Below are 23,983 nucleotides of genomic sequence, written 5' to 3'. Positions count from 1 at the left end.
GCAGGCACTGCTATATCAATGTCCCGCTGAAGCCGCAGGCCCTGCCTTCGCCGTAAACGGTGGCTTGGCCAGCCAGACGATCAGAATCAGCCCCATGAACATCCAGCCCAACAGGGTGAAGTAATCCACCGTGGACATGATGTATGCCTGGCTGATCACCATCTGATCCAGCTGCGTATAAGCCTTGGCCCCTGCCCCGCCCAGTTGCGTCAGCGTCTCGCGGGTCGCCGGGTCGAACTGGGTGATACTTTCGGTCAGATACGCGTGGTGCTGGTCGGCGCGGCGTATCCAGATCCAGGTGGTCAGCGATGCTGCAAAACTACCGCCCAGGGTTCGCAAAAACGTCGCCAGCCCCGAACCGTCGGCAATCTGGCTGGGTGGCAAATCCGACAGCAGGATGGTCAGGGTCGGCATGAAGAACAGTGCCACGCCGATCCCCATGAACAGCTGCACCATGGCGATGTGCTGGAAATCCACTTCATTGGTAAACCCGGCGCGCATGAAACAGCTCAGGCCGATGGCGAGGAACGCCAGCCCCGCCAGCAAGCGCATATCGAACCTTGGTGCGTACTTGCCGACAAAAGGTGACAGCAGCACCGGCAGGATCCCCAGCGGCGCCACGGCAAAACCGGCCCAGGTCGCGGTGTAGCCCAGTCGCGTTTGCAACCATTGCGGCAGGATCAGGTTGATCCCGAAGAACCCGGCGTAGCCCAGGATCAACACGATGGTGCCGTAGCGGAAGTTGCGATGGGCAAACAGGCGCAGGTTCACTACCGGGTGCTCGTCAGTCATTTCCCAGATCACGAAGAACGCCAGGGCGACCACCGAAATCACCGAGCCGATCACGATGAAGCTCGATTCGAACCAGTCGGCATCGTTGCCCTTGTCGAGCACGATCTGCAAGGCGCCGACGCCAATGATCAGCGCGATCAGCCCGACGTAATCCATCGGCTGGCGGCTGGTGAACACCGGACGTTTTTTCATCTGTTGGGTCACCACCCACGCAGCGAACAGGCCAATCGGCACGTTGATGAAGAAAATCCACGGCCAGCTGTAGCTGTCAGTGATCCAGCCGCCGAGGATCGGCCCGGCAATCGGTGCGACCACCGTGACCATCGCCAACAGCGCCAAAGCCATCCCCCGTTTCGCCGGGGGGTAGACCGCAATCAGCAGCGTTTGGGTCATCGGGTACAACGGCCCCGCCACCACGCCTTGCAGAACCCGAAAACCCACCAGTTCCGGCATCGATGTCGCAATCCCGCAGAGGAAAGAAGCCAGCACGAACAGCAACGTTGCCCAGACAAACAGCTTCACCTCGCCGAAGCGGCGGCTGAGCCAGCCGGTCAGCGGCAGTGCAATCGCGTTACTCACCGCGAACGACGTGATAACCCAGGTGCCCTGCTCCGCGCTCACACCGAGGTTGCCGGAAATAGTCGGCAAGGCAACGTTGGCGATGGTGGTGTCGAGCACCTGCATGAAGGTCGCCAGCGACAGGCCAATGGTGCTCAGCAGCAGGCTGGGCGGCGTGAAAGACGCGTTATTGCTCATCGCGAATCCTTTGAAACTCAGGTTGCGTTGCGCCCATTACAGGCGCAGCTGACCCGGTGGGAGCGAGCCTGCTCGCGAAGGCGCAATGACATTCAACACCAACGTTGACTGATCGGACGCTATCGCGAGCTGGCTCGCTCCCACAGGGGTCGGTGTGAATCAGCGACGCGCGGTCTTGCTGACCGCGGCGCTGTTGTCGTGGATCAGTTGCGTGATCATGGCGTCGGCTTCGGCCAATTGGCGGTCATAGATGCCGGTGCTGAACGATGCTTTTTGCGGCGGCTGTTGCGCCAGTACCGGGCCGCTCTGGTCGCGCAGGTTCACATCCACCACGGTCGACAGGCCTACACGCAGCGGGTGTTTGGCCAGTTCTTCGGGGTTGACGTGAATCCGCACCGGCACCCGCTGCACGATCTTGATCCAGTTACCGGTGGCGTTCTGCGCGGGCAACAAGGCAAATGCACTGCCGGTACCGGCGCCGAGACTGTCGATGGTGCCGCTGAATTTGACGTCGCTGCCGTAGAGGTCAGTTTCAATGTCCACGGGCTGGCCAATACGCATATCGCGCAGTTGGGTTTCCTTGAAGTTGGCGTCGATCCACAGTTGATTCAGCGGGATCACCGCCATCAGCGCTTCACCCGGTTGTACCCGCTGGCCGAGCTGAACGGTGCGCTTGGCGACATAGCCGGTAACCGGCGCGATCAGGGTGCTTCGGGCATTGTTCAGGTAGGCCTGACGCAACTGCGCGGCGGCGGCCATCACGTCCGGGTGCGAGGACACCACGGTGTCATCGACCAGAGCGCTGGTGGTCTTGAGCTTCTGTTGTGCGTTGGCCAGGGCGTTTTGCGCCGAGGTCAGGTCGTCGCGAGCATGGGACAGTTCTTCTTGGGAAATCGCCCCGCCGACCGCGAGGTTTTTGCGGCGATTAAAGTTGTCCTGGGCTTTTTGCACCTCGGCCTGCTGGGCGTTGACCTGGGCTTTCATGCCGTCGACATCGCTGTACAAGCCACGAACCTGACGCACCGTGCGCGCCAGATTGGCCTGGGCACTTTGCAGCCCGACTTCAGCGTCGTTCGGGTCGAAGTTCACCAACACCTGGCCTTCCTGCACCAGATCGCCGTCATCAGCGCCGATGCTTACAACGGTGCCGGTGACCAGCGGCGTGATTTCCACCACGTTGCCATTCACATAGGCGTCGTCGGTGCTTTCGTTCCAGCGTCCGTAGAACTCGTGATAAGCCCAGACGCCCGCGCCGCCCAGGACGACGACCACGGCAAGCACCAGCAGCATGAACTTGCGCTTGCCCGCGTTGGGGTTGGCCGGGGTGTTTTGCTGGGTTTGAGTTGTATCGGCAGTGGCCATGACAAGTACCTTGAATTAGTGAGTCAGCGTGGCGGGAGCGGCTTTAGCAGAAGAACCACTGGCCGAGGCAACGGCCTCAGGCTGGAAGCCGCCACCCAGCGCCTGTATCAGTTGGATCGACAGGTCGATCTGCTCGGCATTCAGGTTGGCCAGCTGACGCTGGGCCTGGAGCAATTGCTGTTCGATGCTGAGCACGTCCAGGTAGTTGCCGATGCCGGAACCGTAGCGCTGGACCACGGTGTTGTAAGAATCCTGAGCGATATCCGTTGCGTGCTGCTGGGCAGCAATCTGCCGACCGACATCGCGTAACTGGTTGATGCTGTCGCTGACATCCCCCAGCGCTTTGACCAGGCTCTTGTTGTACTGCGCCACCGCCAGGTCGTAGTCGGCGTCGCGCGAATCGAGGTCGGCGCGCAGCCGGCCGCCGTCGAAAATCGGTACGGAAATAGTCGGCGCGACATTGAAAAAACGGCTCGCCGAGCCAAACATGGCATCACCCAACAACGATTCGGCACCGGCCGCTGCGCTGAGATTCAAGTTCGGATAGAACTGCGTTTTGCCGGCGTCGATGTTCTTGCTCGCCGCCTCGACCCGCCAGCGCGCGGCCACCAGGTCCGGACGACGCCCGAGCAACTCTGCCGGCAGCACCGACGGCAACGCCACGGCGCCGGGTTTGAGCACGGTCGGCCGAGTGATTTCATTGCCACGGTCCGGCCCTTTGCCGAGCAGCACCGCCAGCGCGATTTTGGCGCTTTGCAGGCGTTTTTCGGCGTCGATCAGATTGGCTTCCGAGGTCGCTTCCAGGCTTTCGGTTTGCTGGAATTGATACTGGCTGTCGATCCCGGAACTCAGGCGGCGCTGGCTCAAGTCGAGCATTTGCCGGGTGCGCTTGAGGTCTTCGGCGGACAGGTCATAAACGATGTGCGCCTGCCCCAGGTCGCTGTAAGCGCGGGCGACGTCGGCGGACAAGGTCAACTGCGCGGCCTGTTGGTCGACTTCAGCAGCGCGGGCCTGACCGAGCGCGGCTTCCCAGGCGTCACGCTGACCGCCCCAGAGATCGAAGTTGTAATTGAAGCTGGCACCGATGTTACGCACGGTGGCGTAGTTGCCGCCCTGCCCCAGCGGGTCCTGGTCCCGGGCCAGACGCGAGCGACTGACACCGGCGCTGGCATCGAGGGTCGGCATCCGCGCGGCATCAGCGGCGTAGGCAGCGGCGCTGGCCTGATGGGCACGCGCGTCGGCAATCTGCATGTCCGGGCTGTCGCGCAGGGCTTCACGGATCAAGCCGTCGAGTTGCGGATCGCCAAGGCTTTTCCACCAGTCGCTTTTCGGCCAGGCGGCGGGCGACAGCGTCACGCCGCTGAGGGATTGCCCGGCCTTGAGGTTTTTCGCGTCGAGGCTGACGCCTTCGGTGTTCAAGCCGCTGTAGCTGGCGCAACCGGCCAGGCTCACGGCCAACAGCACCAGGCTCAAACCGGTGCGCAGGGTTTTACTGTTCATTATTGCCACCTAAGCGCAGCAGGGTGATCGAGTCACCCGCTGCCAACAGAATTTTCTTCAGGATCAACTCCAGGGTTTTCAACTCATCCGGAGTGATGGCGCCGGCCAGCTCATTCATGGCTTCGGTACCGATGTGCGGCAGGCGATCAGCCAGCCTCTGCCCTTCCTCCGTGAGCACCAGCTGTACCTGCCGGCGATCAGCCTCGGAGCGTTGGCGAGCGAGGAAACCTTTCTGTTCCAGACGATCGAGCATGCGGGTCATCGAGCCGCTGTCGAGCGACAAGTGCCGACACAGCTCGCCCGGCGAATCGACGCCGTACTGGGCCATGATGATCAACACCTTGAACTGCGCGGCGGTGATGCCGTGGGGTTCCATGTGCGTGTCGATGATCCGGTCTTTTAGCAGCGCAGCGCGCCCGAGCAGGAGACCGAGATGGCAATTGTGGAAATCGTCTGGCGCGAAATGTTTCATCAGGACACCAATTAGCTGCCTAGGCAGTGAATGTATGTCGAGATATTACTGCCTAGGCAGCCAATGTCAACGCAATAGTTAGGAAGCTTGGTAAATAGTTGACCGATGGTGGTGGGTTTTGGATTTTTGTGCATATTCGTGGCTGCGGTCGGCGACTTAAGGTTCCGGCCTCACGAAGAGACGAATACCACCACAGCACCGCGAGGCGGCCTACCGGCCGGCCTGGTCGTTAGTTCGATGCTTTACCCTGTAGGAGCTGTCGAGTGCAACGAGGCTGCGATCTTTTGATTTGTGTTTTAAGGGCAAGGTCAAAAGATCGCAGCCTTCGGCAGCTCCTACAGGGGGAATGCGTTTGGTCGAAAGAGATTGGTCGGCTGGCAGGCCGTCATCGCTGGCAGGCCAGCTCCCACAGAAGAGCAAAAGCAGAACAGCCCACACCGCGCCGCTCCTCACCACTCAACAGGCCGAGCGTTAGCTCGCCTGCCGCTCTTGATCCACCCGCCCCCTCGGCAGGCTGAGTGGAGGCGTTTATCCGGGGGTGGGCGCGCAGCGCCGTGCGGCGAAGCCGCACACATCGAGAGGAGGTCGTCGCGAAGCAGACCGGAGGCGATGCCCCCGGATGAATGCCGGAGCGAAGGAACACCGAGCTCTAGCGAGGTGCCGTACGTAAGGGGCGAGCGTTTTTTTGCTTACTTTTTTGAGGCGTTTGTCAAAAAAGTGAGTCGCCGTAAGGGCGAAACCCTAAGTCGCTGTTACCGAAGAAACGGATATGTACTCGATGAGAAATCAAAAATCCCGCTTATAAAAAATATCCAGCGAACTCGCCACGCCTCCCGCCGCCTCGAGATAAACCTTCTTGCTCAGCTTGTAACGCAACGCAATGGTATTGGCCGGCTCAAACACCCCAACGCCATAGCGCAAACTGAGCTTCTCCGAAAGATTACCGCTGGCCACCACACTGGTCGCGTTACCACTGCCCTGAGTATCAAGCTGAAAATCCTCAATCCCCAGATTCTTCGCCAGACTCCCCGTAACCCCCGAACTGCCCATCAACCCCAAACCAAGCGCCGCCTGGGCAAGCATATTGTTGTCCTCGCCGTTGGTACTCAGCGGACGCCCCAACACCAGATAAGAAAGCGCCTGCTCCTGACTCATGGCCGGCTCGGAGAAAATCTGCGTAGTCGGCTGCTCCGCGCTGCCGCTCAAGCGAATACCGGCGATCACGTCGTCAGTCTGACGAATCGCCTCAATATCCAGATACGGCTGATCGATAGGACCGGCGAACAGCAACCGTGCCCGGCGCACCGACAGGCGCTGGCCATAGGCACGGTAACGCCCATCGTTGAGCCACAATTCACCTCGGGTGTCCATGTTGTCGCCGATGTGCACATGCCCCTGCACATTCGCGGTCAGGCCAAACCCGGCAAAACTGAGTTTCTCCTCGCCGACCACCACATCGATGTCCATTTTCATCGCCAGTGGCGGCTTGCCCTCCTCGGTTTGCTGACCAACGATCACCGTGTCATCCGACACTTTGACCGTCGATGGCGGCAACTCGCGGATGGTGATGTCGCCCTTGGGCACCTGCACTTTGCCGGAGATGGCCAGCTCATCGCCCTTCATCGAAATTTTCAGGTCCGGCGCCACTTCGACCTTGGCGTACGGTTCGACACTGACCGGCAACTGCGAGCCCTTGAGTGCCAGGTCCACCACCAGCGCCTGTCCCCAGGCAATGTCGCCGTTCAAACTGCCCTGCCCGGTCTTGCCGCTTTTCCAGCCGCCGTCGAGTTGAACGGTTTCGCCGGCGATCACAGCCTGCAAGCGCAAACCCTGAATTTCCATCGGCAACTCTGGGCCGGAAACCTCGCCATCGCTGAGCAACAAGCTGCCGTTGACCAGCGGCGCCAGCAGACCACCGGAAATCGTGCCGCTGCCATTCAAGCGCCCGGTGATTTTCTCGACCATGGGCACGAAGGGACGCGCCACCGACAAGTCCAAACCACTCAAGCGGAATGATCCGCTTAGCGGCTTGTTCTTCAGCAGCGGGTTGATCTGCGCCTGCACCATCAGTTCGCCGAGCTTGCCGCCGACAAAATTAAGGTCGGTGTCGATGCGCTTGGGCGTGAGTTTGCTGGTGAGTTTGAGAGTCTGGTACGGGAAGTCCAGCCACTGATCTTTTTCCTTCACACGTAACGTACCGCCGCTGGCATCGACGCTGATCACGCCGTTCGGACCGCTGGCCGGCAGATCCAGTTGCACGTCGGCGTTGAGCCGCCCCTGCCAGGCAAAGTCTTTCGGTAGCCACTGCGCCAGGCTTTCAATCGGGAATTGCTTGAGGTGATAACGCAACTTCGGCTCAGGCATCAGACGCTGGTCTTCGCCGCACAAACTCGCCGGCCCGGACGCCCAGCAATGGGCGCCAAAGTTGATTTTGCCGTCCGCCAGTCGCTCCAGCTTCGCCGGGCCTTGCAGCTTCCAGTCCTGGCCACCGGCCTGGATATCGCCACTGGCGAGCCGTCCACGCCAGTTGCCTTTGTCCAGCGCACCGTCCAGGCCGAGGGCCAGTTTCAGCTTCGGCCCTTGCAGGTCGAGGCTCAGTTTCTGGTTCTTGATGTCGCCCTGACCGCTGGCGGTCAGGGTACCCAACGAAGTATCGCCCGCCTGGATGCCGCTGCCCTTGAGGTCGATTTTCGCCCGTTGCGCGCTGTCGAGCGTGGCGTCCAGGTTCAGACTTTGCAGGCGATTGTCCTGGAAAGCCAACTGCGTGCTTTGCAACCCGAGCTTGCCCTGCGGCGCCTTCAGCGTGCCGGCGACGTCGACCCGGCCATTGATCTGCCCGCGCAATTGCGGCCAGAGCTGGGCCAGGCGCTGCAACTTGATATCGATCTGGCCGGTGAGTTTCTGCTGCAGGCTGCCCTTACCGTTGATGCTGTTGTCACCCAGGCGAATCTGCAGGGCGTTGAGGTTCCATTGCTCACCGGCGCCGTCAGCCTTGGCTTGCAGGATCGCCGGTTGGCCGCGCAGTTTGCCTTTCAGGTCGAGGTCGGCACTGAGGCTGAGCTGGTCATTTTTCATTTCGCCTTTACTGCGTAACGGTCCGGCGAGGGTGCCCGGCAATTCCGCGACCCAATACGCCGGGTTGATCGCCGACAGGTCCAGCGCAGTGTCCCAGGCAATGCCATCGGCAAATTGCAGGTTCAAGTGTCCTTCGGCCTTGCCCTGCCCGGCGATGAGCTGGAGTTGCTGCAGATAGATTTTCGTCAGGTCGCCCGCGAACGGGCTGGTCAGGCTGAACGCACCGGCCGGGCCATCGAGTGCAGCCTTGAAGTTGCCGAGGTATTTACCGTCGGTGTAGGAGACTTCACCGTTGAAGCTGCGCAGGGCTACTTGCGGTTCGTCGATCAGCGGATAGAGGCTGTGCCACGGGAAGTCCAGCCAATCGATTTTCGCTTCGGCGCTCAGGCCTTGGCTCCAGTTCACCTGCCCGTTGAGCTTGAGGCTCTGTTTGTCGTTGGCGGTCAGGTCCAGCGCGGCGATTTGCGCGCCCTTGGCGTCGACCTTGCCTTGCAGCGCCAACGCGACCGGGCCTTTTTCCCCAGGCAGCGTGGCTTTGCCGAGTAACTGATAACCGTTTTTCAGGTCACCGGCGCCGCTGAGTTCCAGTTGATTGAGTTGCAGGGTGTCCGGCAGATCGGCGCTCGGTTTGAAACCATCGGCGGTGATGCGCACCTTGGCCGGCAGATTTTCCACCAACGGTTGCAGCTCGCCAGTCAATTGGCCGTTGAGGTAACCGCTGCTGTCGGCTTTCAGGTTCAGGGTTTTCAGCAGGTCGCCATCGATTTTCAACGCCAGCGTCCAAGGCGCAGGGGTCGACAGGGTCAACTGGCCTTCAGCGCTGAGCGGCCAGTTTCCACCGGGTTGCAGTCTCCCTGACAGGTTCAGGCTCAGGTCGTCACGCTGCAGTTTCACCGAGTCGATCTGCATGCCCTTTTCGGTCCAGTGCGCTGCCAGTTGCAGCCCCTTGAGTTGCTCGCTGCCGTTGAACAGCAGGCTGCCGACCCGAATGTCACCCAGTTCCAGTGCCACCGGCAGCTTCAAATCCGGAAGGCTGATCGGCCCGCCGCTTTGCGCGTCCTCACCCGGCGGCAATTGCAGGCTGACCTGTTCCGCCTGCAATTGATCAATGCACAAAGTCATGCGCGTCAGGCACAGCGGCGACCAGGCGAAGATGACTTTGCTTAGCTCAACGCGGCTGGTGTCTTGCTGCCACAGCACACGGTCGGCACTCCACTGTCCACCGAGGCGCCCATGAAAGTTGTCCAGAGTCAGCCCCGGCACAAAGCCCAACGCCCATCGGCTGCCGGCCGCCGTTCCCAGCACCGTGGCGAGCGTCAACAGCAGCAACATCAACAGTGCCGCAATCGCCAGCAGCGTTACCTTCAAACCACGTTTCACAGCTCAGGCCCCATGGAAAAGTGCAATCGAATGCCACCATCGTCGTCCAGCGCATGGGCCAGGTCGAGGCGGATCGGCCCCACCGGAGACACCCAGCGCACGCCGATACCGACCCCGGTCTTGAGGTTCGGCAGTTCGAGTGTATTAAAGGAGTTGCCCTGATCGACGAAGGTCGCGACCCGCCACTTTTCAGCGACGGAGTATTGGTACTCGGCGCTGGCCGAGACCATGTACCGGCCGCCGATGCGGTCACCCTCGTTGTTTTCCGGGGACAGGCTCTGATAGTCGTAGCCACGCACGCTCTGGTCGCCACCGGCGAAGAAGCGCAGTGACGGCGGTATGGACTTGTACCCGTTGGTGGCGCTGCCGCCGACCTGCACCCGACCGAGCAAACGGTGCTTGTCGAACACCGTGGTCAGGCCTTTGACCAGCGCGGTGCCGTACAGCAAATTGTTGTCCGAGCCCAAGCCTTCCTTCGCCACCTTGCTTTCGAATTGCAGGCGATAGCCGTTGTGCGGGTCGATGCGGTTGTCGCTCTTGAGGTACGAATAGCTCACGCCGGGCATCAACAAGGTACTCAGTCCGGAGTCGTCGCCGAGCCGGTATTCCTCACGTTGCCACTTGAGCGAAACCACCCGCTGCCAACCGCTGGGCAACTTGCTGTGCCACTCGGGACCGACGGTCAGCAGCTTGCTGAGGCTGTCTTTGTCAGCGATTTCTTCATTCTGGTAACCGCCGGCAAAACGCAGCTTGTCGGTCAGTGGCGGGTCCAGCGGAATATCGTAGAACAGGCCGACGTTTTGCCGTGGCGCCGACACTTCGGTTTCCCACCCGTAACTGTGGCCCTGCGGGTTGACCCAGTGCCGGGTCCAGTTGGCCTTCACCCGCGGACCGACGTCCGTGGAGTACCCCAGGCCCAAGCCCATGGTTCGCGGTTTACGGGTGTCGAGTTTGACGTCTACCGGGATCACGTCGTCCTTTGACGCAGTGGGCGCCGCATCGACTCGCACGGCTTCGAAGTAACCGCTCGATTGCAGCGCCTGGTTGAGCTCGGCGATCAGTTCGGAGTCGTACGGCGTGCCCGCTTTGAACGGCACCATGCGTTGCAGCAGGTCTTCATCGAACGGCGTGTCGCCTTCAAATTTGACCTTGCCCAGCGAGTAGCGCGGGCCGCTGTCATAGATCAATTCGATGTCAGCCACGCCGGCGCGCGGGTCGACCGAGAGTTTTGAGCGGGTGAAATGACCGCTGAAGTAGCCGTAACGCGAAGCCTGATTCTGGATCAGCCGCTTGGCGTCTTCGTACTGCCCATGATTGAGCACTGCGCCGGTTTGCAGCGAATGGTTCTTGGGCACACGAAAGGATTTCAGCGAGGCCGCCGGGCCGTCGATGCGAATGGTGACGTTGCGCAGATGCACCGGTTCACCGGGGTCGATGTTGAGTATCAGGCGCGGCTTTTCGCCACCCTTCACGTCGCTTTCGATTTGCGGCTGGTAATAACCCAAGGCCTGGGCGGCCTTGCGCGCCTGCTCCTCGGCGCCACGGCTGAAGCGCAACAAGGCTTCTTCGTCCCGATCGCCGAGGCTGCCGATATAGCCCTCTATATTGGCCTTGAGTTCATCGTTGGACGGTTTGATCCGCACATCCAATTCACTTTGCGCCAGTGCCGCGCAGCTGGTAATCAGCAGGAGCACGCCACTGGTAATTCTTCCTGGAAACTTCATAGGCGCGGATGCTATCACGAGCTTGGGAGCGTGATAGAGCCTGGAGGGTGCGGAAAGTTCGACCTTACGCGGTCGCGCTCTGCACCACCTGCGGGTTGGCGTGAAAAAACACGTGCTCGCGAATCGGTCCTACTGCCACCTCGCCGATTTCTTCGTAACCCTGGCGTTTGTAGAACTCCAGATAGCGCGGATTGCCGGTATCGAGGATCACACCCTGGGAGTTTTCATCCACCGCGCACCAGTTATGCACCGCTTGCAGCAGTTGCTCGCCAAAGTGTTTGCCCTGGAACTGCGGGTGAATCCCCAGCAACGGCAACACATGCACCGCATCACTTGGCGCGCAGGCGGCCACGGCATCGTGATATTCGAGGTAGCGTCGCGTGCAGCGAAACCCGGTGCTGAGCACCATGCGCAAGCGCCACGCCCAGCTTTCGGTGATCCCCAGTCGACGCTGCGGCGGCGCGATCAGGGCGATGCCGATCAAACGGTCATTGACCAACAGGCCAATGGCCGGTAAATCCTGCAAAAAGTGTTGCTTGACCAGTTCGCGCACGGTGGCGCGCACCCGCTGTTCGTAGCCTGCGCGTTCGGCCTCGAACAGGTAGCCGAAGGTCGGCTCGTGCCGATAAGCCTGATACAACAACGAACGTGCTTCGCGGGAATAGCCGCTGTCGAGCATGTGGATATCGGCGATGGCGGTGGAAGTTTCGGGCATGTCGGTTGATCTCCCCGGCACAGCTCGGGTGGCTGCGCTCTTATTGGTACGAACTCATGTGGGCTGCCACAGTTCCTGTTGATCGGGAATCAGTGTAGGCAATGAAATGGTAATCGTCCCACCCGGCACTGGCCCGATTCCTACAGGTCAGCTAGCATCGCCCTTTTGCCAGGACTGCCGACCATGAAGATTGTCTCCTTCAACATCAACGGGCTGCGCGCCCGTCCCCATCAGCTGGCGGCGCTGATCGAAAAGCATCAGCCTGATGTAATCGGGTTGCAGGAAACCAAGGTCCACGACGACCAATTCCCGCTTGAGGAAGTCAAAGCCCTGGGCTACCACGTGTATTTCCACGGGCAAAAGGGACATTACGGGGTCGCCCTGCTCTCGCGCCAGGAACCGCTGGCCCTGAACAAAGGGTTCGCCACCGATGAAGAAGACGCGCAGCGACGCTTCATCTGGGGCACCTTCGCCGACGCCAACGGCGTGCCGGTGACAATCATGAACGGTTATTTCCCACAAGGTGAAAGCCGCGACCACCCGACCAAATTCCCGGCCAAGCAGCGTTTCTACAGCGATTTGCAGCAACTGCTGGAAAGCCAGTTCAAGAATGACCAGCCCGTGGTGGTCATGGGCGACGTGAACATTTCCCCCGAAGACTGCGACATCGGCATCGGCCCGGACAACATGAAACGCTGGCTGAAAACCGGTAAATGCAGCTTCCTGCCGGAAGAGCGCGAGTGGATGGCCCGCCTGAAAAACTGGGGCCTGACTGACAGCTTCCGTCACTTGAACCCGGAAGTGGCGGACGTCTTCAGTTGGTTCGATTACCGCAGCCGTGGTTTTGAGGACCAGCCCAAGCGTGGCCTGCGCATTGACGTGATCCTGGCGTCCCACGGCCTGTTGCCACGGGTCAAGGCGGCCGGCGTCGACTACGAACTGCGCGGCATGGAAAAACCTTCGGACCATGCGCCGATCTGGCTTGAACTGAGCTAAAAAGCAAAAGATCGCAGCCTGCGGCAGCTCCTACAGAATCAGCAGACATCTTCTGTTGGAGCTGCCGCAGGCTGCGATCTTTTGACTGTCATCTTTTAGAAACCTTACTGACTTAATCTCCCGACACCTCCTTTGCTATGTAAGGTGCCGGCATGACGCTGCGCGTATTGTTCCTGTTGATGCTGTGCCTGCCGCAAATGGCAACGGCCGCCACGTTGCCGATCCCCGAACACGGCCCGGCGCTGCGCATCCAGGGTTCCAACACCATCGGCGCGGCGTTGGGACCGGCGCTGGTCGAAGGGCTGCTGCGCGAGCAGGGTTTGCTCAAGGTGCACAGCGAAGCCCCGGACAAGGCCAATGAACTGCGGATCGTCGGCGAAACCGCCCAAGGCCGCCGCGTAGAAGTGGAACTGGCGGCCCATGGTTCCAGCACCGGGTTCGCCGCACTTAAAAACGGCAGTGCTGACCTCGCCGCCTCTTCGCGCCCGATCAAGGACAGCGAACTGCTGAGCCTCGAATCTTTCGGCGACCTGAAAAGCCCGGGTGCCGAGCAAGTCATTGCCATCGACGGCCTGGCGATCATCCTTCACCCGCAAAATCCGCTGAATCAACTGGACACTGTGCAACTGGCGCGCATTTTCAGTGGCGAGGTCAAAACCTGGGAGGAACTCGGCGGCAGCGGCGGGATGATTCATTTATATGCGCGCGATGATCAGTCCGGCACGTTCGACACCTTCAAGGAATTGCTCCTCAGCAGTCGTGGGAAAAGTCTCAGCAGTAGCGCAAAACGCTTCGAATCCAGCGAGCAGCTGTCCGACGCGGTCAGTGCGGACCCGCACGGCATCGGTTTTATTGGCTTGCCCTACGTGCGCCAGGCCAAGGCCGTGGCGATTGTCGATGGCCCGTCCCGGGCCATGTTGCCGCTCAGCAGTCTGATCGCCACGGAAGATTATCCGCTGTCGCGCCGCTTGTTCTTTTACTTGCAGCCCACCGGGGAAAATCCCTGGGCGCAGGCGTTGGTGGCGTTCGCCCAAAGTCGCAAAGGCCAGGCGATTGTCGCCGCCAATGGTTTTATCGCCCAGACCGTACAGGCCATGGCCGTGACACCGAATGCCTTGATGCCCGAGGGTTATCAGGCACTCAGTCGCCACGCCCAGCGGCTGTCGGTGAATTTTCGCTTCGACGAGGGCAGCGCCAACCTTGACAGCAAGGCGCGCCAGGACCTGTCCCGGGTACTCGACTATATAGAGCAGCACGACAAGACTGATCGGCAGGTAACACTCGTAGGATTTGGCGATGCCAAGGACGACCCGGCGCGCGCCGATCTGTTGTCGAAACTGCGGGCCATGGCGGTAAGGCGGGAGCTGGTGAAAAGCGGCGTGGTGTTGCGCGAGATTCGCGGCTTTGGCGCCGAGATGCCGGTGGCGGCCAATAGCGCGGATGAGGGGCGGATCAAGAATCGGCGGGTTGAGGTTTGGGTGTATTGAAAAAGATCGCAGCCTTCGGCAGCTCCTACAGGTGCGTGCATAACCTGTAGGAGCTGCCGAAGGCTGCGATCTTTTTTGCTGGGTCAGTGCCCGCTACGCATCATCTCTTTCGGCACATACTTGCCGATCTCGAACTTGCCGATCGCCGCGCGGTGCACTTCGTCCGGGCCGTCGGCCAGGCGCAGGGTGCGCTGCATCGCATACATGTAGGCCAACGGGAAATCATTGGAAACCCCTGCCCCGCCATGCATCTGGATCGCCCGGTCGATCACCCGCAGCGCAACGTTCGGCGCGACGACCTTGATTTGCGCGATTTCGCTTTTCGCCACTTTGTTACCGACGGTGTCCATCATGTACGCCGCTTTCAATGTCAGCAGGCGCGCCATGTCGATTTCCATCCGCGAGTCGGCGATCTTGTCGATGTTGCCGCCCAGGCGTGCCAATGGCTTGCCGAACGCGGTGCGGTTCACCGAGCGTTTGCACATCAGTTCCAGCGCGCGCTCGGCCATGCCGATCGAACGCATGCAGTGGTGAATTCGGCCAGGGCCAAGGCGACCTTGAGCGATTTCAAAGCCGCGTCCTTCACCCAACAGGACATTTTCATACGGCACCCGCACGTTTTCGAAATGCACTTCGGCGTGCCCGTGAGGCGCATCGTCGTAACCGAACACCGGCAGCGGGCGCACGATCTTCACGCCGGGGGCATCCACCGGCACCAGGATCATCGAGTGCTGGGCATGGCGCGGCGCATCGGGATTGCTCAGGCCCATGAAGATCAGGATTTTGCAGCGCGGGTCGCACGCACCTGACGTCCACCATTTTTTACCGTTGATCACCCACTGGTCGCCATCACGCACGGCACGGGCGGCCATGTTGGTGGCGTCGGAGGACGCAACGTCCGGTTCGGTCATGGCGAATGCCGAGCGGATTTCGCCGCGTAGCAGCGGTTCGAGCCAGCGCTGTTTTTGCTCTTCGTTGGCATAGCGCACCAACACTTCCATGTTGCCGGTGTCCGGCGCCGAGCAGTTGAACGGCTCCGGCCCCAGCAGCGAACGACCCATGATTTCCGCCAATGGCGCGTATTCGAGGTTGGTCAGGCCAGCGCCGAGCTCCGACTCAGGCAGAAACAAATTCCACAGCCCTTCAGCCTTGGCCTTGAGTTTGAGTTCTTCCATGATCGCCGTCGGCTGCCAGCGATCACCTTCGGCGACCTGGCGCTCAAACACGGCTTCGGCGGGATAGACGTAGGTGTCCATGAACGCTGTTACGCGCTCACGCAGTTCCTGAACCTTGGGCGAATAAGCGAAATCCATGAGCGAGATACCTTCTTGGGGGAGGTTGTTTAGGTCATGTATCGATGCTAGAACAGCGTTGATAATTTACCTAGCCTATTCTCGGCGTGTATAAACATTCATCACCGATATATGATCGGCTGATCTTCAAGGTCAGTCCGTCCACACAATAAGAGAGCCGCGTAATGAATCTGAGCAAGGTCGATCTCAACCTTTTCATCGTCTTCGACGCGATCTATACCGAGGCCAACCTGACCCGTGCCGGGCAGATTGTGGGCATTACCCAGCCGGCGGTGTCGAACGCTCTGGCCCGGTTGCGCGAGACCTTCAACGACCCGCTGTTCGTGCGCACTGCCCAAGGCATGGTGCCCACGCCGATGGCGCAGAACATCATCGGCCCGGTGCGCAATGCGCTCTCGCTGCTGCGCATTTCCGTGCAGGAAAGCCGCATTTTCAACCCGCAACAGGCGAACAAAACCTACCGCATCAGCATGACCGACCTCACCGAAGCGGTGATCCTGCCGCCGCTGTTCCAGCGCCTGCGCCGCCTCGCGCCGACGGTGATCATCGAGAGTTTCCTGTCCAAACGCCGCGAAACCACCAAGGAACTGGCGGCCGGTCGCCTCGATTTTGCCGTGGATGCACCGCTCAACACCGACCCGCAGGTGCGTCACGTCAAACTGATGGAAGACCGCTACGTCTGCGCCATGCGCAAGGGTCATCCACTGGCGGGCAAGGAAAAGCTCAGCCTCGACGAATACCTGGGCCTGACCCACATCCATATCTCCAGCCGTCGCAGTGGTTTGGGCTATGTCGACCTGGCGCTGGGCAAAATGGGCATCCAGCGCAAGATCGCCCTGCGTTCCCAGCACTACCTGATGGCTTCACAGGTGATGCAACAGACCGACATGGTCATGACGGTGCCGGAACGTTTTGCCCGTCGTAACGATTTGCACGCGTTCAATCTGCCGGTCAACGATGTGCCGCCCGTGGAAACCCACCTCTACTGGCACGAAAGCACTGACCAGGACCCGGCCAACCGCTGGATGCGCGAGCAGATGATCGAGTTGTGCCAGCAGGTGACGGCGCATGAGAAAAAGCTCGACGCTAAAATGGTGTGAAGGCATTCAAAAGATCGCAGCCTGCGGCAGCTCCGACACGGATGTGTATTTTCCTGTAGGAGCTGCCGCAGGCTGTGATCCTTTTTCGCCGCTTGACGTAAACGTCAACCTACCTTTAGCTTAGCGCCATGACCTTTCGTGAGCGCTTCCATGAGCAGCCAGACTTACAGCATCTCCGACCTCGCCCGCGAGCTCGACATCACCACCCGCGCCATTCGCTTTTATGAAGAGCAAGGCTTGCTCAGCCCCGAGCGCCGCGGTCAGGAACGCATCTATTCCCCCCGTGACAAGGTCAGCCTGAAGCTGATCCTGCGGGGCAAGCGCATCGGTTTTTCCCTCGCCGAATGCCGCGAGCTGATCGAGCTCTATGACCCCTCCAGCGGTAACACCAAGCAACTGCACAGCATGCTGGCGAAAATCAGCGAACGCCGGGAACAGTTGGAGCAGCAGTTGCTGGACATCGAACAGATGAAACTGGAGCTGGATACGGCCGAAGAGCGATGTGTGCAGGCGCTGGAGCAGACGCTTAAGAGCCAGGAATCGGTTCAATAGATCTACACAACTCCCCCTGTGGGAGCGAGCCTGCTCGCGATAGCGCCGGGTCTGTCGACCTCAGTATTGAATGTGCTACGGCCATCGCGAGCAGGCTCGCTCCCACAATTGATCACCGCTCACCCATTACTTCAGGTGAATCCCATGTCCCTCCCCACCCACGTACGCATTGTCGAAGTCGGCCCCCGCGACGGCCTGCAAAACGAAGCCCAACCCATCAGTGTTACCGACAAGGTGCAACTGGTCGACGCACTCACCGCTGCAGGCCTGGGCTATATAGAAGTCGGCAGTTTCGTTTCGCCCAAGTGGGTGCCGCAAATGGCCGGTTCCGCCGAGGTGTTCGCGCAGATCCAGCGCAAACCGGGCGTCACCTACGGCGCCCTCGCCCCCAACCTGCGCGGTTTTGAAGACGCCCTGGCCAGCGGCGTAAAAGAAGTCGCGGTATTTGCAGCAGCCTCCGAAGCCTTTTCCCAGCGCAACATCAATTGCTCGATCAGCGAAAGCCTGGAGCGTTTCGTACCGATCATGGACGCAGCCAAGCAACACGGCGTGAGCGTGCGCGGTTACGTGTCCTGCGTGCTGGGCTGCCCTTATGAAGGCCACGTCGCGCCGGAGCAGGTCGCACGGGTCGCCCGCGAGCTCTATGCCATGGGCTGCTATGAAGTTTCGCTGGGCGACACCATCGGCACCGGCACCGCTGGCGCAACGCGCAAGATGTTCGAAGTGGTCTCGGCTGACGTGCCGCGAGAAAAACTGGCCGGGCATTTCCACGACACCTACGGCCAGGCCATGGCCAACATCTATGCCAGCCTGCTGGAGGGCATTTCGGTGTTCGACAGCTCTATTGCCGGTCTCGGCGGTTGCCCTTACGCCAAGGGCGCCAGCGGTAACGTCGCCACGGAAGACGTGGTTTACCTGCTCAACGGCCTGGGTATCGAAACCGGAATCGACCTGGACGCACTGATTTTGGCGGGCCAGCAGATTTGCGACGTATTGGGCCGCCCGACAGGTTCCCGCGTGGCCAAAGCTCGCCGTGCGCAATAAGTGAGGGGGGATGTGTCCGGGTGTTACCGCTAACACTGAAACGTGGGCGGATTCGAGTAACACGGAAACAAATTGTAGGGTTTAGCCTGAGACGAAAAACCTTACAAAATCTTAAAGCCTTGATTTTAAAGGACTTTAAAAAGTTGGCACGCCTCCTGCTATCTCTATCGCATAACAAGAATAAAAAAATTGCGGCAACCCTAATAAAAACAAGACGTAACGACTCTGACATAACAAAAACAACACGGCAGAGACGCAGCTAACAGATTTTTTTGGAGAAGATGTGCTTTTCAGGGTGCTTTTCGGAGTTACCCGCAACCGGACAGAGAATAATAAAACTACCTTCAGGTAGCTCCCGAATCGGTTGGATCGCTTAGCGAGAAAGTAGATCAGCGCTCAAAAAAATACGTTTGCTCTTGATCCCGGATGGGGATCGCCAAAAACAGCGGTAAAGGGCAACGGTTGCCAAAAACAAAAACAGACCGACCCTCAATAATAAAAAAAGAGCACGCGCAACGAAATTAAAGGGGAGCTTCGCTCCCCTTTGTGCTGTCTGGCGTTTGAGTTTTCCAGGAGAACCACAACCTTGTAGGAGCTGGCGCAGCCTGCGATCTTTTGATCTTGACCTTCGCCAACCCTAAAAGATCGCAGCCTTCGGCAGCTCCTACGGTATTGCTTTGAGCTCCTCGATAACGAAATAAAAAGGGGAGCTTCGCTCCCCTTTGTGCTGTCTGGCGTTTGAGTTTTCCGGGAGAACCACAACCTTGTAGGAGCTGGCGCAGCCTGCGATCTTTTGATCTTGACCTTCGCCAACCCTAAAAGATCGCAGCCTTCGGCAGCTCCTACGGTATCGCTTTGAGCTCCTCGATAACGAAATAAAAAGGGGAGCTTCGCTCCCCTTTGTGCTGTCTGGCGTTTGAGCTTTCCAGGAGAACCACAACCTTGTAGGAGCTGGCGCAGCCTGCGATCTTTTGATCTTGACCTTCGCCAACCCTAAAAGATCGCAGCCTTCGGCAGCTCCTACGGTATCGCTTTGAGCTCCTCGATACTGATCTCGCGCATGCGGAATTTCTGGATCTTGCCGGTCACCGTCATCGGAAACTCTTCGACAAACTTGAAGTAGCGCGGCGTCTTGAAGTGCGCAATGCGCTCCTTGCACCAGGTTTGCAGCTCTTGCTCGGTGGCACTGTGGCCGGGGTGGAACTTGATCCAGGCAACGATCTCTTCACCGTAGCGCGAGCAAGGAATGCCGATCACCTGCACGTCGGCAACGGCCGGGTGAGTGAAGAAAAACTCTTCCAGCTCCCGCGGATAAATGTTTTCGCCGCCGCGGATGATCATGTCCTTGTTACGCCCGGCAATGCACACGTAACCCTCGTCATTCATGCTCGCCAGGTCGCCGGTGTGCATCCAGCCTGCCTGATCGATCGCTTCTGCGGTGCCTTCGGGATTGTTCCAATAACCGAGCATCACGCTGTAACCGCGAGTGCACAGCTCACCGATGGTGCCGCGCGGGACCAGGTTGCCCGCTTCGTCGATGATCTTGCTTTCCAGTTGCGGCTGAGTGCGGCCGACCGTGGTCACGCGCAATTCCAATTCGTCCGATGGACCGGTCTGCAGCGACACCGGGCTGGTTTCCGTCATGCCGTAGGCAATCTGCACTTCGCTCATGTGCATTTCGCTGATGACCCGGCGCATCACTTCGATAGGGCACGTCGCCCCCGCCATGATCCCGGTGCGCAGGCTCGACAGATCGAATTCGGCACGCTGCGGCTGATCGAGCATGGCGATGAACATGGTCGGCACGCCGTACAACGCGGTGGCTTTCTCGTCGGCGACGGTGCTGAGGGTCAGCAACGGATCAAATGCATCATTGGGGTAAATCATCGTGCTGCCGTGAGTGATGCAGCCGAGGTTGCCCATGACCATGCCGAAGCAGTGATACAGCGGCACCGGGATCACCAGGCGATCAGCGGCGGTCAGGCCGAGGCTTTCGCCGACCATGTAACCGTTGTTGAGTATGTTGTAGTGACTGAGGGTCGCGCCCTTGGGAAAACCGGTGGTGCCCGAGGTGTATTGAATGTTTACCGCCTGATCGAAATGCAGGCTGTCCTGACGTTCGCGCAGTTTTTCACCCGATACGCTGCCAGCCAGATCGGTCAATTGCGACCATGGCAGGAAGCCGCTGGGCGGCTGTGCGTCCAGGCTGATGACGCCGCGCAGTTCCGGCAGGCGTTCACTCTGGAGTTTGCCAATCGATTGCTCGGCCAGTTCCGGCACCAGGCCTTGCAACATGGCGTGGTAGTTGGAGCTCTTGAATGCCCCCGCGCACACCAGCCATTGGCAGCCGGACTGCTTCAGCACGTATTCGAGTTCGGAACTGCGATAGGCGGGGTTGATGTTGACCAGGATCACACCGATTTTCGCCGTGGCGATCTGTGTGATGCACCATTGCGCGCAGTTCGGCGCCCAGATGCCGAGGCGGTCACCGGCTTGCAGCCCCAATGCCAGCAGCGCCCTGGCGTGCAGGTTCGCGGCGTCCGCCAGTTGTTGCCAGGTGTAGCGCAGCTGTTGATGGCGCACGACCAGCGCCTCCCCGGCCGAATACTGCGCCACCGTGTTATCGAACGCCTGGCCGATGGTCATCGCCAGCAAGGCTTTGTCCTGGGAACCACGGGTGTAACTGCGTTGCGGGCTTGCACTGGGTTGATCCATGACGACCCCTATTGTCTTTATTAATGGGCTACCGGCGGCCCCACCATGCAGGTCCGCGTTCTATCTTGAACTGGCACTACTCTCGCTCAAGTTGACGTTAACGTAAAGGGTGATTGACAGCCTTTCGTCACAGGCTTACGTTAACGTAAAGGTGAGAACCAAAGCACGGCCTCCCCGCCCTACAAAAAAGCCAAAAAGGTGACCCATGAGCTACCCATCCCTGAACTTCGCCCTCGGTGAAACCATCGACATGCTGCGCGATCAGGTTCAGTCCTTCGTCGCCAAAGAGATCGCCCCGCGCGCCGCTCAGATCGACATCGACAACCTGTTCCCCGCTGACCTGTGGCGCAAATTCGGCGACATGGGCCTGCTAGGCATTACCGTGCCGGAAGAGTACGGCGGCGCCGGCCTGGGCTACCTGGCGCACGTGGTAGCCATGGAAGAAATCAGCCGCGGCTCGGCCTCGGTGGCGTTGTCCTACGGCGCGCACTCCAACCTGTGCGTCAACCAGATCAACCGCAACGGCAACCACGAACAGAAAGCCAAATACCTGCCGAAGCTGATCAGCGGCGAGCACATCGGCGCCTTGGCCATGAGCGAGCCGAATGCCGGTTCTGACGTGGTGTCGATGAAACTGCGCGCTGACAAACGCGGCGACAAGTACGTGCTCAATGGCAGCAAGACCTGGATCACCAATGGCCCGGACGCCAACACCTACGTGATCTACGCCAAGACCGACCTGGAAAAAGGCCCGCACGGCATCACCGCGTTCATCGTCGAGCGCGACTGGAAAGGCTTCAGCCGCAGCAACAAGTTCGACAAGCTCGGCATGCGCGGTTCGAATACTTGCGAGCTGTTTTTCGATGACGTCGAAGTGCCGGAAGAAAATATCCTTGGCGTGCTAAACGGCGGCGTGAAGGTACTGATGAGCGGTCTCGACTACGAACGCGTCGTCCTCTCCGGCGGCCCGACCGGGATCATGCAAGCGTGCATGGACCTGATCGTGCCGTACATCCACGATCGCAAGCAGTTCGGCCAAAGCATCGGCGAGTTCCAGCTGATCCAGGGCAAAGTCGCCGACATGTACACCCAACTCAACGCCAGCCGCGCCTATCTGTATGCCGTGGCCCAGGCCTGCGAACGCGGCGAAACCACACGCAAGGACGCCGCGGGCGTGATCCTCTACAGCGCCGAACGCGCCACGCAAATGGCCCTCGACGCGATCCAGATTCTTGGCGGCAACGGCTACATCAACGAATTCCCGGCCGGTCGTCTGTTACGAGACGCCAAGCTGTACGAAATCGGCGCGGGCACCAGTGAGATCCGTCGCATGCTGATCGGTCGCGAACTGTTCAACGAAACCCGCTAATCGGAGCTGTCCATGGCTATCTTGCATACCCAGCTCAACCCTCGTTCAGCGGAGTTCGCCAGCAACAGTGCGGCGATGCTCAAGCAGGTCGACGCGTTGCACACCCTGCTCGCCCAAGTGGCGCAAGGTGGCGGCCCGAAGGCTCAGGAACGCCACACCTCTCGAGGCAAACTGCTGCCGCGCGAGCGCATCAACCGCTTGCTTGATCCGGGTTCGCCGTTTCTGGAGATCAGCCAACTGGCGGCCTACGAGGTTTACGGCGAAGACGTTCCCGCCGCTGGCGTGATTGCCGGGATCGGTCGGGTGGAAGGCGTCGAATGCATGATCGTCGCCAACGATGCCACGGTAAAAGGTGGCTCGTACTACCCGCTGACCGTGAAAAAACACCTGCGCGCCCAGACCATCGCCCAGCAGAACCGTCTGCCGTGCATTTATCTGGTGGACTCCGGCGGCGCCAACCTGCCGCGCCAGGATGAAGTGTTCCCGGATCGTGAGCACTTCGGGCGGATCTTCTTCAACCAGGCGAACATGAGCGCCATGGGCATCCCGCAAATTGCCGTGGTCATGGGTTCCTGCACCGCGGGCGGCGCCTATGTACCGGCGATGGCCGACGAAGCGATCATGGTCCGCGAACAAGCAACGATCTTCCTCGCCGGCCCGCCGCTGGTGAAGGCTGCGACCGGTGAAGTGGTCAGTGCCGAAGACCTCGGCGGTGCCGATGTGCACTGCAAGATCTCCGGTGTGGCCGACCATTACGCCGAGAGCGATGAACATGCCCTCGCCATCGCGCGCCGCAGCATCGCCAACCTCAACTGGCGCAAACTCGGTGACGTGCAACAGCGTGCACCGATCGCGCCGCTGTACAGCAGCGACGAGTTGTACGGCGTGGTCCCGGCCGACGCGAAGCAACCGTTTGACGTGCGCGAAGTCATCGCACGATTGGTCGACGGCTCGGTGTTCGACGAGTTCAAGGCGCTGTTCGGGACCACCCTGGTCTGCGGTTTTGCCTACCTGCACGGTTACCCGATCGCGATCCTTGCCAACAACGGCATCCTGTTCGCTGAAGCGGCGCAGAAAGGCGCGCACTTTATTGAGCTTGCCTGCCAGCGTGGTATTCCGCTGCTGTTCCTGCAAAACATCACCGGTTTCATGGTCGGCCAGAAGTACGAGGCCGGCGGCATCGCCAAGCATGGCGCAAAACTGGTGACGGCGGTGGCCTGCGCCAAGGTGCCGAAGTTCACCGTGATCATCGGCGGCAGCTTCGGTGCCGGCAACTACGGCATGTGCGGTCGCGCCTACGATCCGCGCTTCTTGTGGATGTGGCCGAATGCGCGCATCGGCGTGATGGGTGCCGAGCAGGCAGCCGGCGTGCTGGTGCAGGTCAAGCGTGAACAGGCCGAACGCAGTGGCCAGGGTTTCAGCGCCGAGCAGGAAGCGGAGATCAAGCAACCGATCCTCGACCAATACGAAGAACAGGGACACCCCTACTATTCCAGCGCTCGCTTGTGGGACGACGGTGTCATCGACCCGGCCCAGACCCGCGATGTACTGGCCCTGGCTTTGTCCGCGTCGTTGAACGCGCCAATCGAACCGAGCCGCTTCGGCGTGTTCCGGATGTGATCGGGAGAAGA

16 protein-coding genes are annotated in these 23,983 nt (G+C 60.1%); 7 read left to right on the top strand and 9 right to left on the bottom strand.

Annotation, left to right across the window (positions count from 1 at the left end; genetic code table 11):
* Nucleotides 1-15: 15 nt before the first annotated feature.
* The 7 genes from KVG88_RS24835 to KVG88_RS24805 all read right to left on the bottom strand — a co-directional run bounded on the left by KVG88_RS24835 (nucleotide 16) and on the right by KVG88_RS24805 (nucleotide 11,776).
* Nucleotides 16-1,548 (bottom strand): DHA2 family efflux MFS transporter permease subunit, encoded by a 1,533-nt coding sequence (locus tag KVG88_RS24835; RefSeq protein WP_217873035.1) that lies wholly within the window; start codon nucleotides 1,546-1,548, stop codon nucleotides 16-18.
* A gap of 159 nt (nucleotides 1,549-1,707) precedes the next feature.
* A complete protein-coding gene (locus KVG88_RS24830) occupies nucleotides 1,708-2,910 on the bottom strand; it encodes an HlyD family secretion protein (protein WP_217873034.1) in 1,203 nt (400 codons plus the stop codon).
* 15 nt (nucleotides 2,911-2,925) lie between these two features.
* Nucleotides 2,926-4,410: an efflux transporter outer membrane subunit gene (locus tag KVG88_RS24825; RefSeq protein ID WP_150701283.1), complete on the bottom strand. Its 1,485-nt coding sequence runs from the start codon at nucleotides 4,408-4,410 to the stop codon at nucleotides 2,926-2,928.
* Nucleotides 4,400-4,882, bottom strand: coding sequence for a MarR family winged helix-turn-helix transcriptional regulator (locus KVG88_RS24820; protein ID WP_150701282.1), 483 nt, complete (start codon nucleotides 4,880-4,882; stop codon nucleotides 4,400-4,402). Before KVG88_RS24820 ends, KVG88_RS24825 begins: the two co-directional genes overlap by 11 nt.
* A gap of 786 nt (nucleotides 4,883-5,668) precedes the next feature.
* A complete protein-coding gene (locus tag KVG88_RS24815; protein WP_217873033.1) occupies nucleotides 5,669-9,337 on the bottom strand; it encodes a translocation/assembly module TamB domain-containing protein in 3,669 nt (1,222 codons plus the stop codon).
* Entirely contained in the window at nucleotides 9,334-11,061 is a 1,728-nt protein-coding gene (locus tag KVG88_RS24810) for an autotransporter assembly complex protein TamA (protein WP_150701280.1), read from the bottom strand. Before KVG88_RS24810 ends, KVG88_RS24815 begins: the two co-directional genes overlap by 4 nt.
* A 64-nt stretch (nucleotides 11,062-11,125) precedes the next feature.
* A complete protein-coding gene (locus KVG88_RS24805; RefSeq protein WP_150701279.1) occupies nucleotides 11,126-11,776 on the bottom strand; it encodes a GNAT family N-acetyltransferase in 651 nt (216 codons plus the stop codon).
* Nucleotides 11,777-11,959: 183 nt separating this feature from the next.
* Here KVG88_RS24805 and xthA point away from each other — a divergent pair, with 183 nt between their 5' ends.
* The gene (xthA, locus tag KVG88_RS24800; protein ID WP_217873032.1) at nucleotides 11,960-12,772 is read left to right on the top strand and encodes an exodeoxyribonuclease III; all 813 of its coding nucleotides are present in this window, start codon (nucleotides 11,960-11,962) and stop codon (nucleotides 12,770-12,772) included.
* Between the two features lie 152 nt (nucleotides 12,773-12,924).
* Nucleotides 12,925-14,259, top strand: a complete 1,335-nt coding sequence (locus tag KVG88_RS24795) for a substrate-binding domain-containing protein (protein WP_217873031.1) — start codon at nucleotides 12,925-12,927, stop codon at nucleotides 14,257-14,259.
* Between the two features lie 83 nt (nucleotides 14,260-14,342).
* On the opposite strand, the gene KVG88_RS24790 is transcribed toward KVG88_RS24795, so the two are convergent.
* On the bottom strand, nucleotides 14,343-15,572 hold the full coding sequence (locus KVG88_RS24790; protein WP_217873030.1) for an acyl-CoA dehydrogenase: 1,230 nt from the start codon (nucleotides 15,570-15,572) through the stop codon (nucleotides 14,343-14,345).
* A gap of 164 nt (nucleotides 15,573-15,736) precedes the next feature.
* Here KVG88_RS24790 and KVG88_RS24785 point away from each other — a divergent pair, with 164 nt between their 5' ends.
* The 3 genes from KVG88_RS24785 (at nucleotide 15,737) to KVG88_RS24775 (ending at nucleotide 18,268) form a co-directional block, all read left to right on the top strand.
* Nucleotides 15,737-16,672 carry a LysR family transcriptional regulator gene (locus tag KVG88_RS24785; protein WP_217873029.1) on the top strand — a complete coding sequence of 312 codons (936 nt, stop codon included), beginning with the start codon at nucleotides 15,737-15,739 and terminating at the stop codon, nucleotides 16,670-16,672.
* A 150-nt stretch (nucleotides 16,673-16,822) separates the two neighbouring features.
* The gene (locus tag KVG88_RS24780) at nucleotides 16,823-17,224 is read left to right on the top strand and encodes a MerR family transcriptional regulator (protein WP_007992801.1); all 402 of its coding nucleotides are present in this window, start codon (nucleotides 16,823-16,825) and stop codon (nucleotides 17,222-17,224) included.
* A gap of 144 nt (nucleotides 17,225-17,368) precedes the next feature.
* On the top strand, nucleotides 17,369-18,268 hold the full coding sequence (locus KVG88_RS24775; RefSeq protein WP_217873028.1) for a hydroxymethylglutaryl-CoA lyase: 900 nt from the start codon (nucleotides 17,369-17,371) through the stop codon (nucleotides 18,266-18,268).
* Between the two features lie 1,020 nt (nucleotides 18,269-19,288).
* Here KVG88_RS24775 and KVG88_RS24770 read toward each other — a convergent pair.
* Nucleotides 19,289-20,983 carry an AMP-binding protein gene (locus KVG88_RS24770; RefSeq protein WP_217873027.1) on the bottom strand — a complete coding sequence of 565 codons (1,695 nt, stop codon included), beginning with the start codon at nucleotides 20,981-20,983 and terminating at the stop codon, nucleotides 19,289-19,291.
* 205 nt (nucleotides 20,984-21,188) lie between these two features.
* Here KVG88_RS24770 and KVG88_RS24765 point away from each other — a divergent pair, with 205 nt between their 5' ends.
* Nucleotides 21,189-22,352 (top strand): isovaleryl-CoA dehydrogenase, encoded by a 1,164-nt coding sequence (locus KVG88_RS24765; RefSeq protein WP_056724068.1) that lies wholly within the window; start codon nucleotides 21,189-21,191, stop codon nucleotides 22,350-22,352.
* Between the two features lie 12 nt (nucleotides 22,353-22,364).
* A complete protein-coding gene (locus KVG88_RS24760; RefSeq protein ID WP_217873026.1) occupies nucleotides 22,365-23,972 on the top strand; it encodes a carboxyl transferase domain-containing protein in 1,608 nt (535 codons plus the stop codon).
* Nucleotides 23,973-23,983: the final 11 nt, after the last annotated feature.

Source organism: Pseudomonas azerbaijanoccidentalis, from assembly GCF_019145495.1.
GTDB lineage: Bacteria > Pseudomonadota > Gammaproteobacteria > Pseudomonadales > Pseudomonadaceae > Aquipseudomonas > Aquipseudomonas azerbaijanoccidentalis.
The sequence above is the reverse complement of the archived record's forward strand: the minus strand, read 5'-3'. Positions and strand labels throughout refer to the sequence as shown.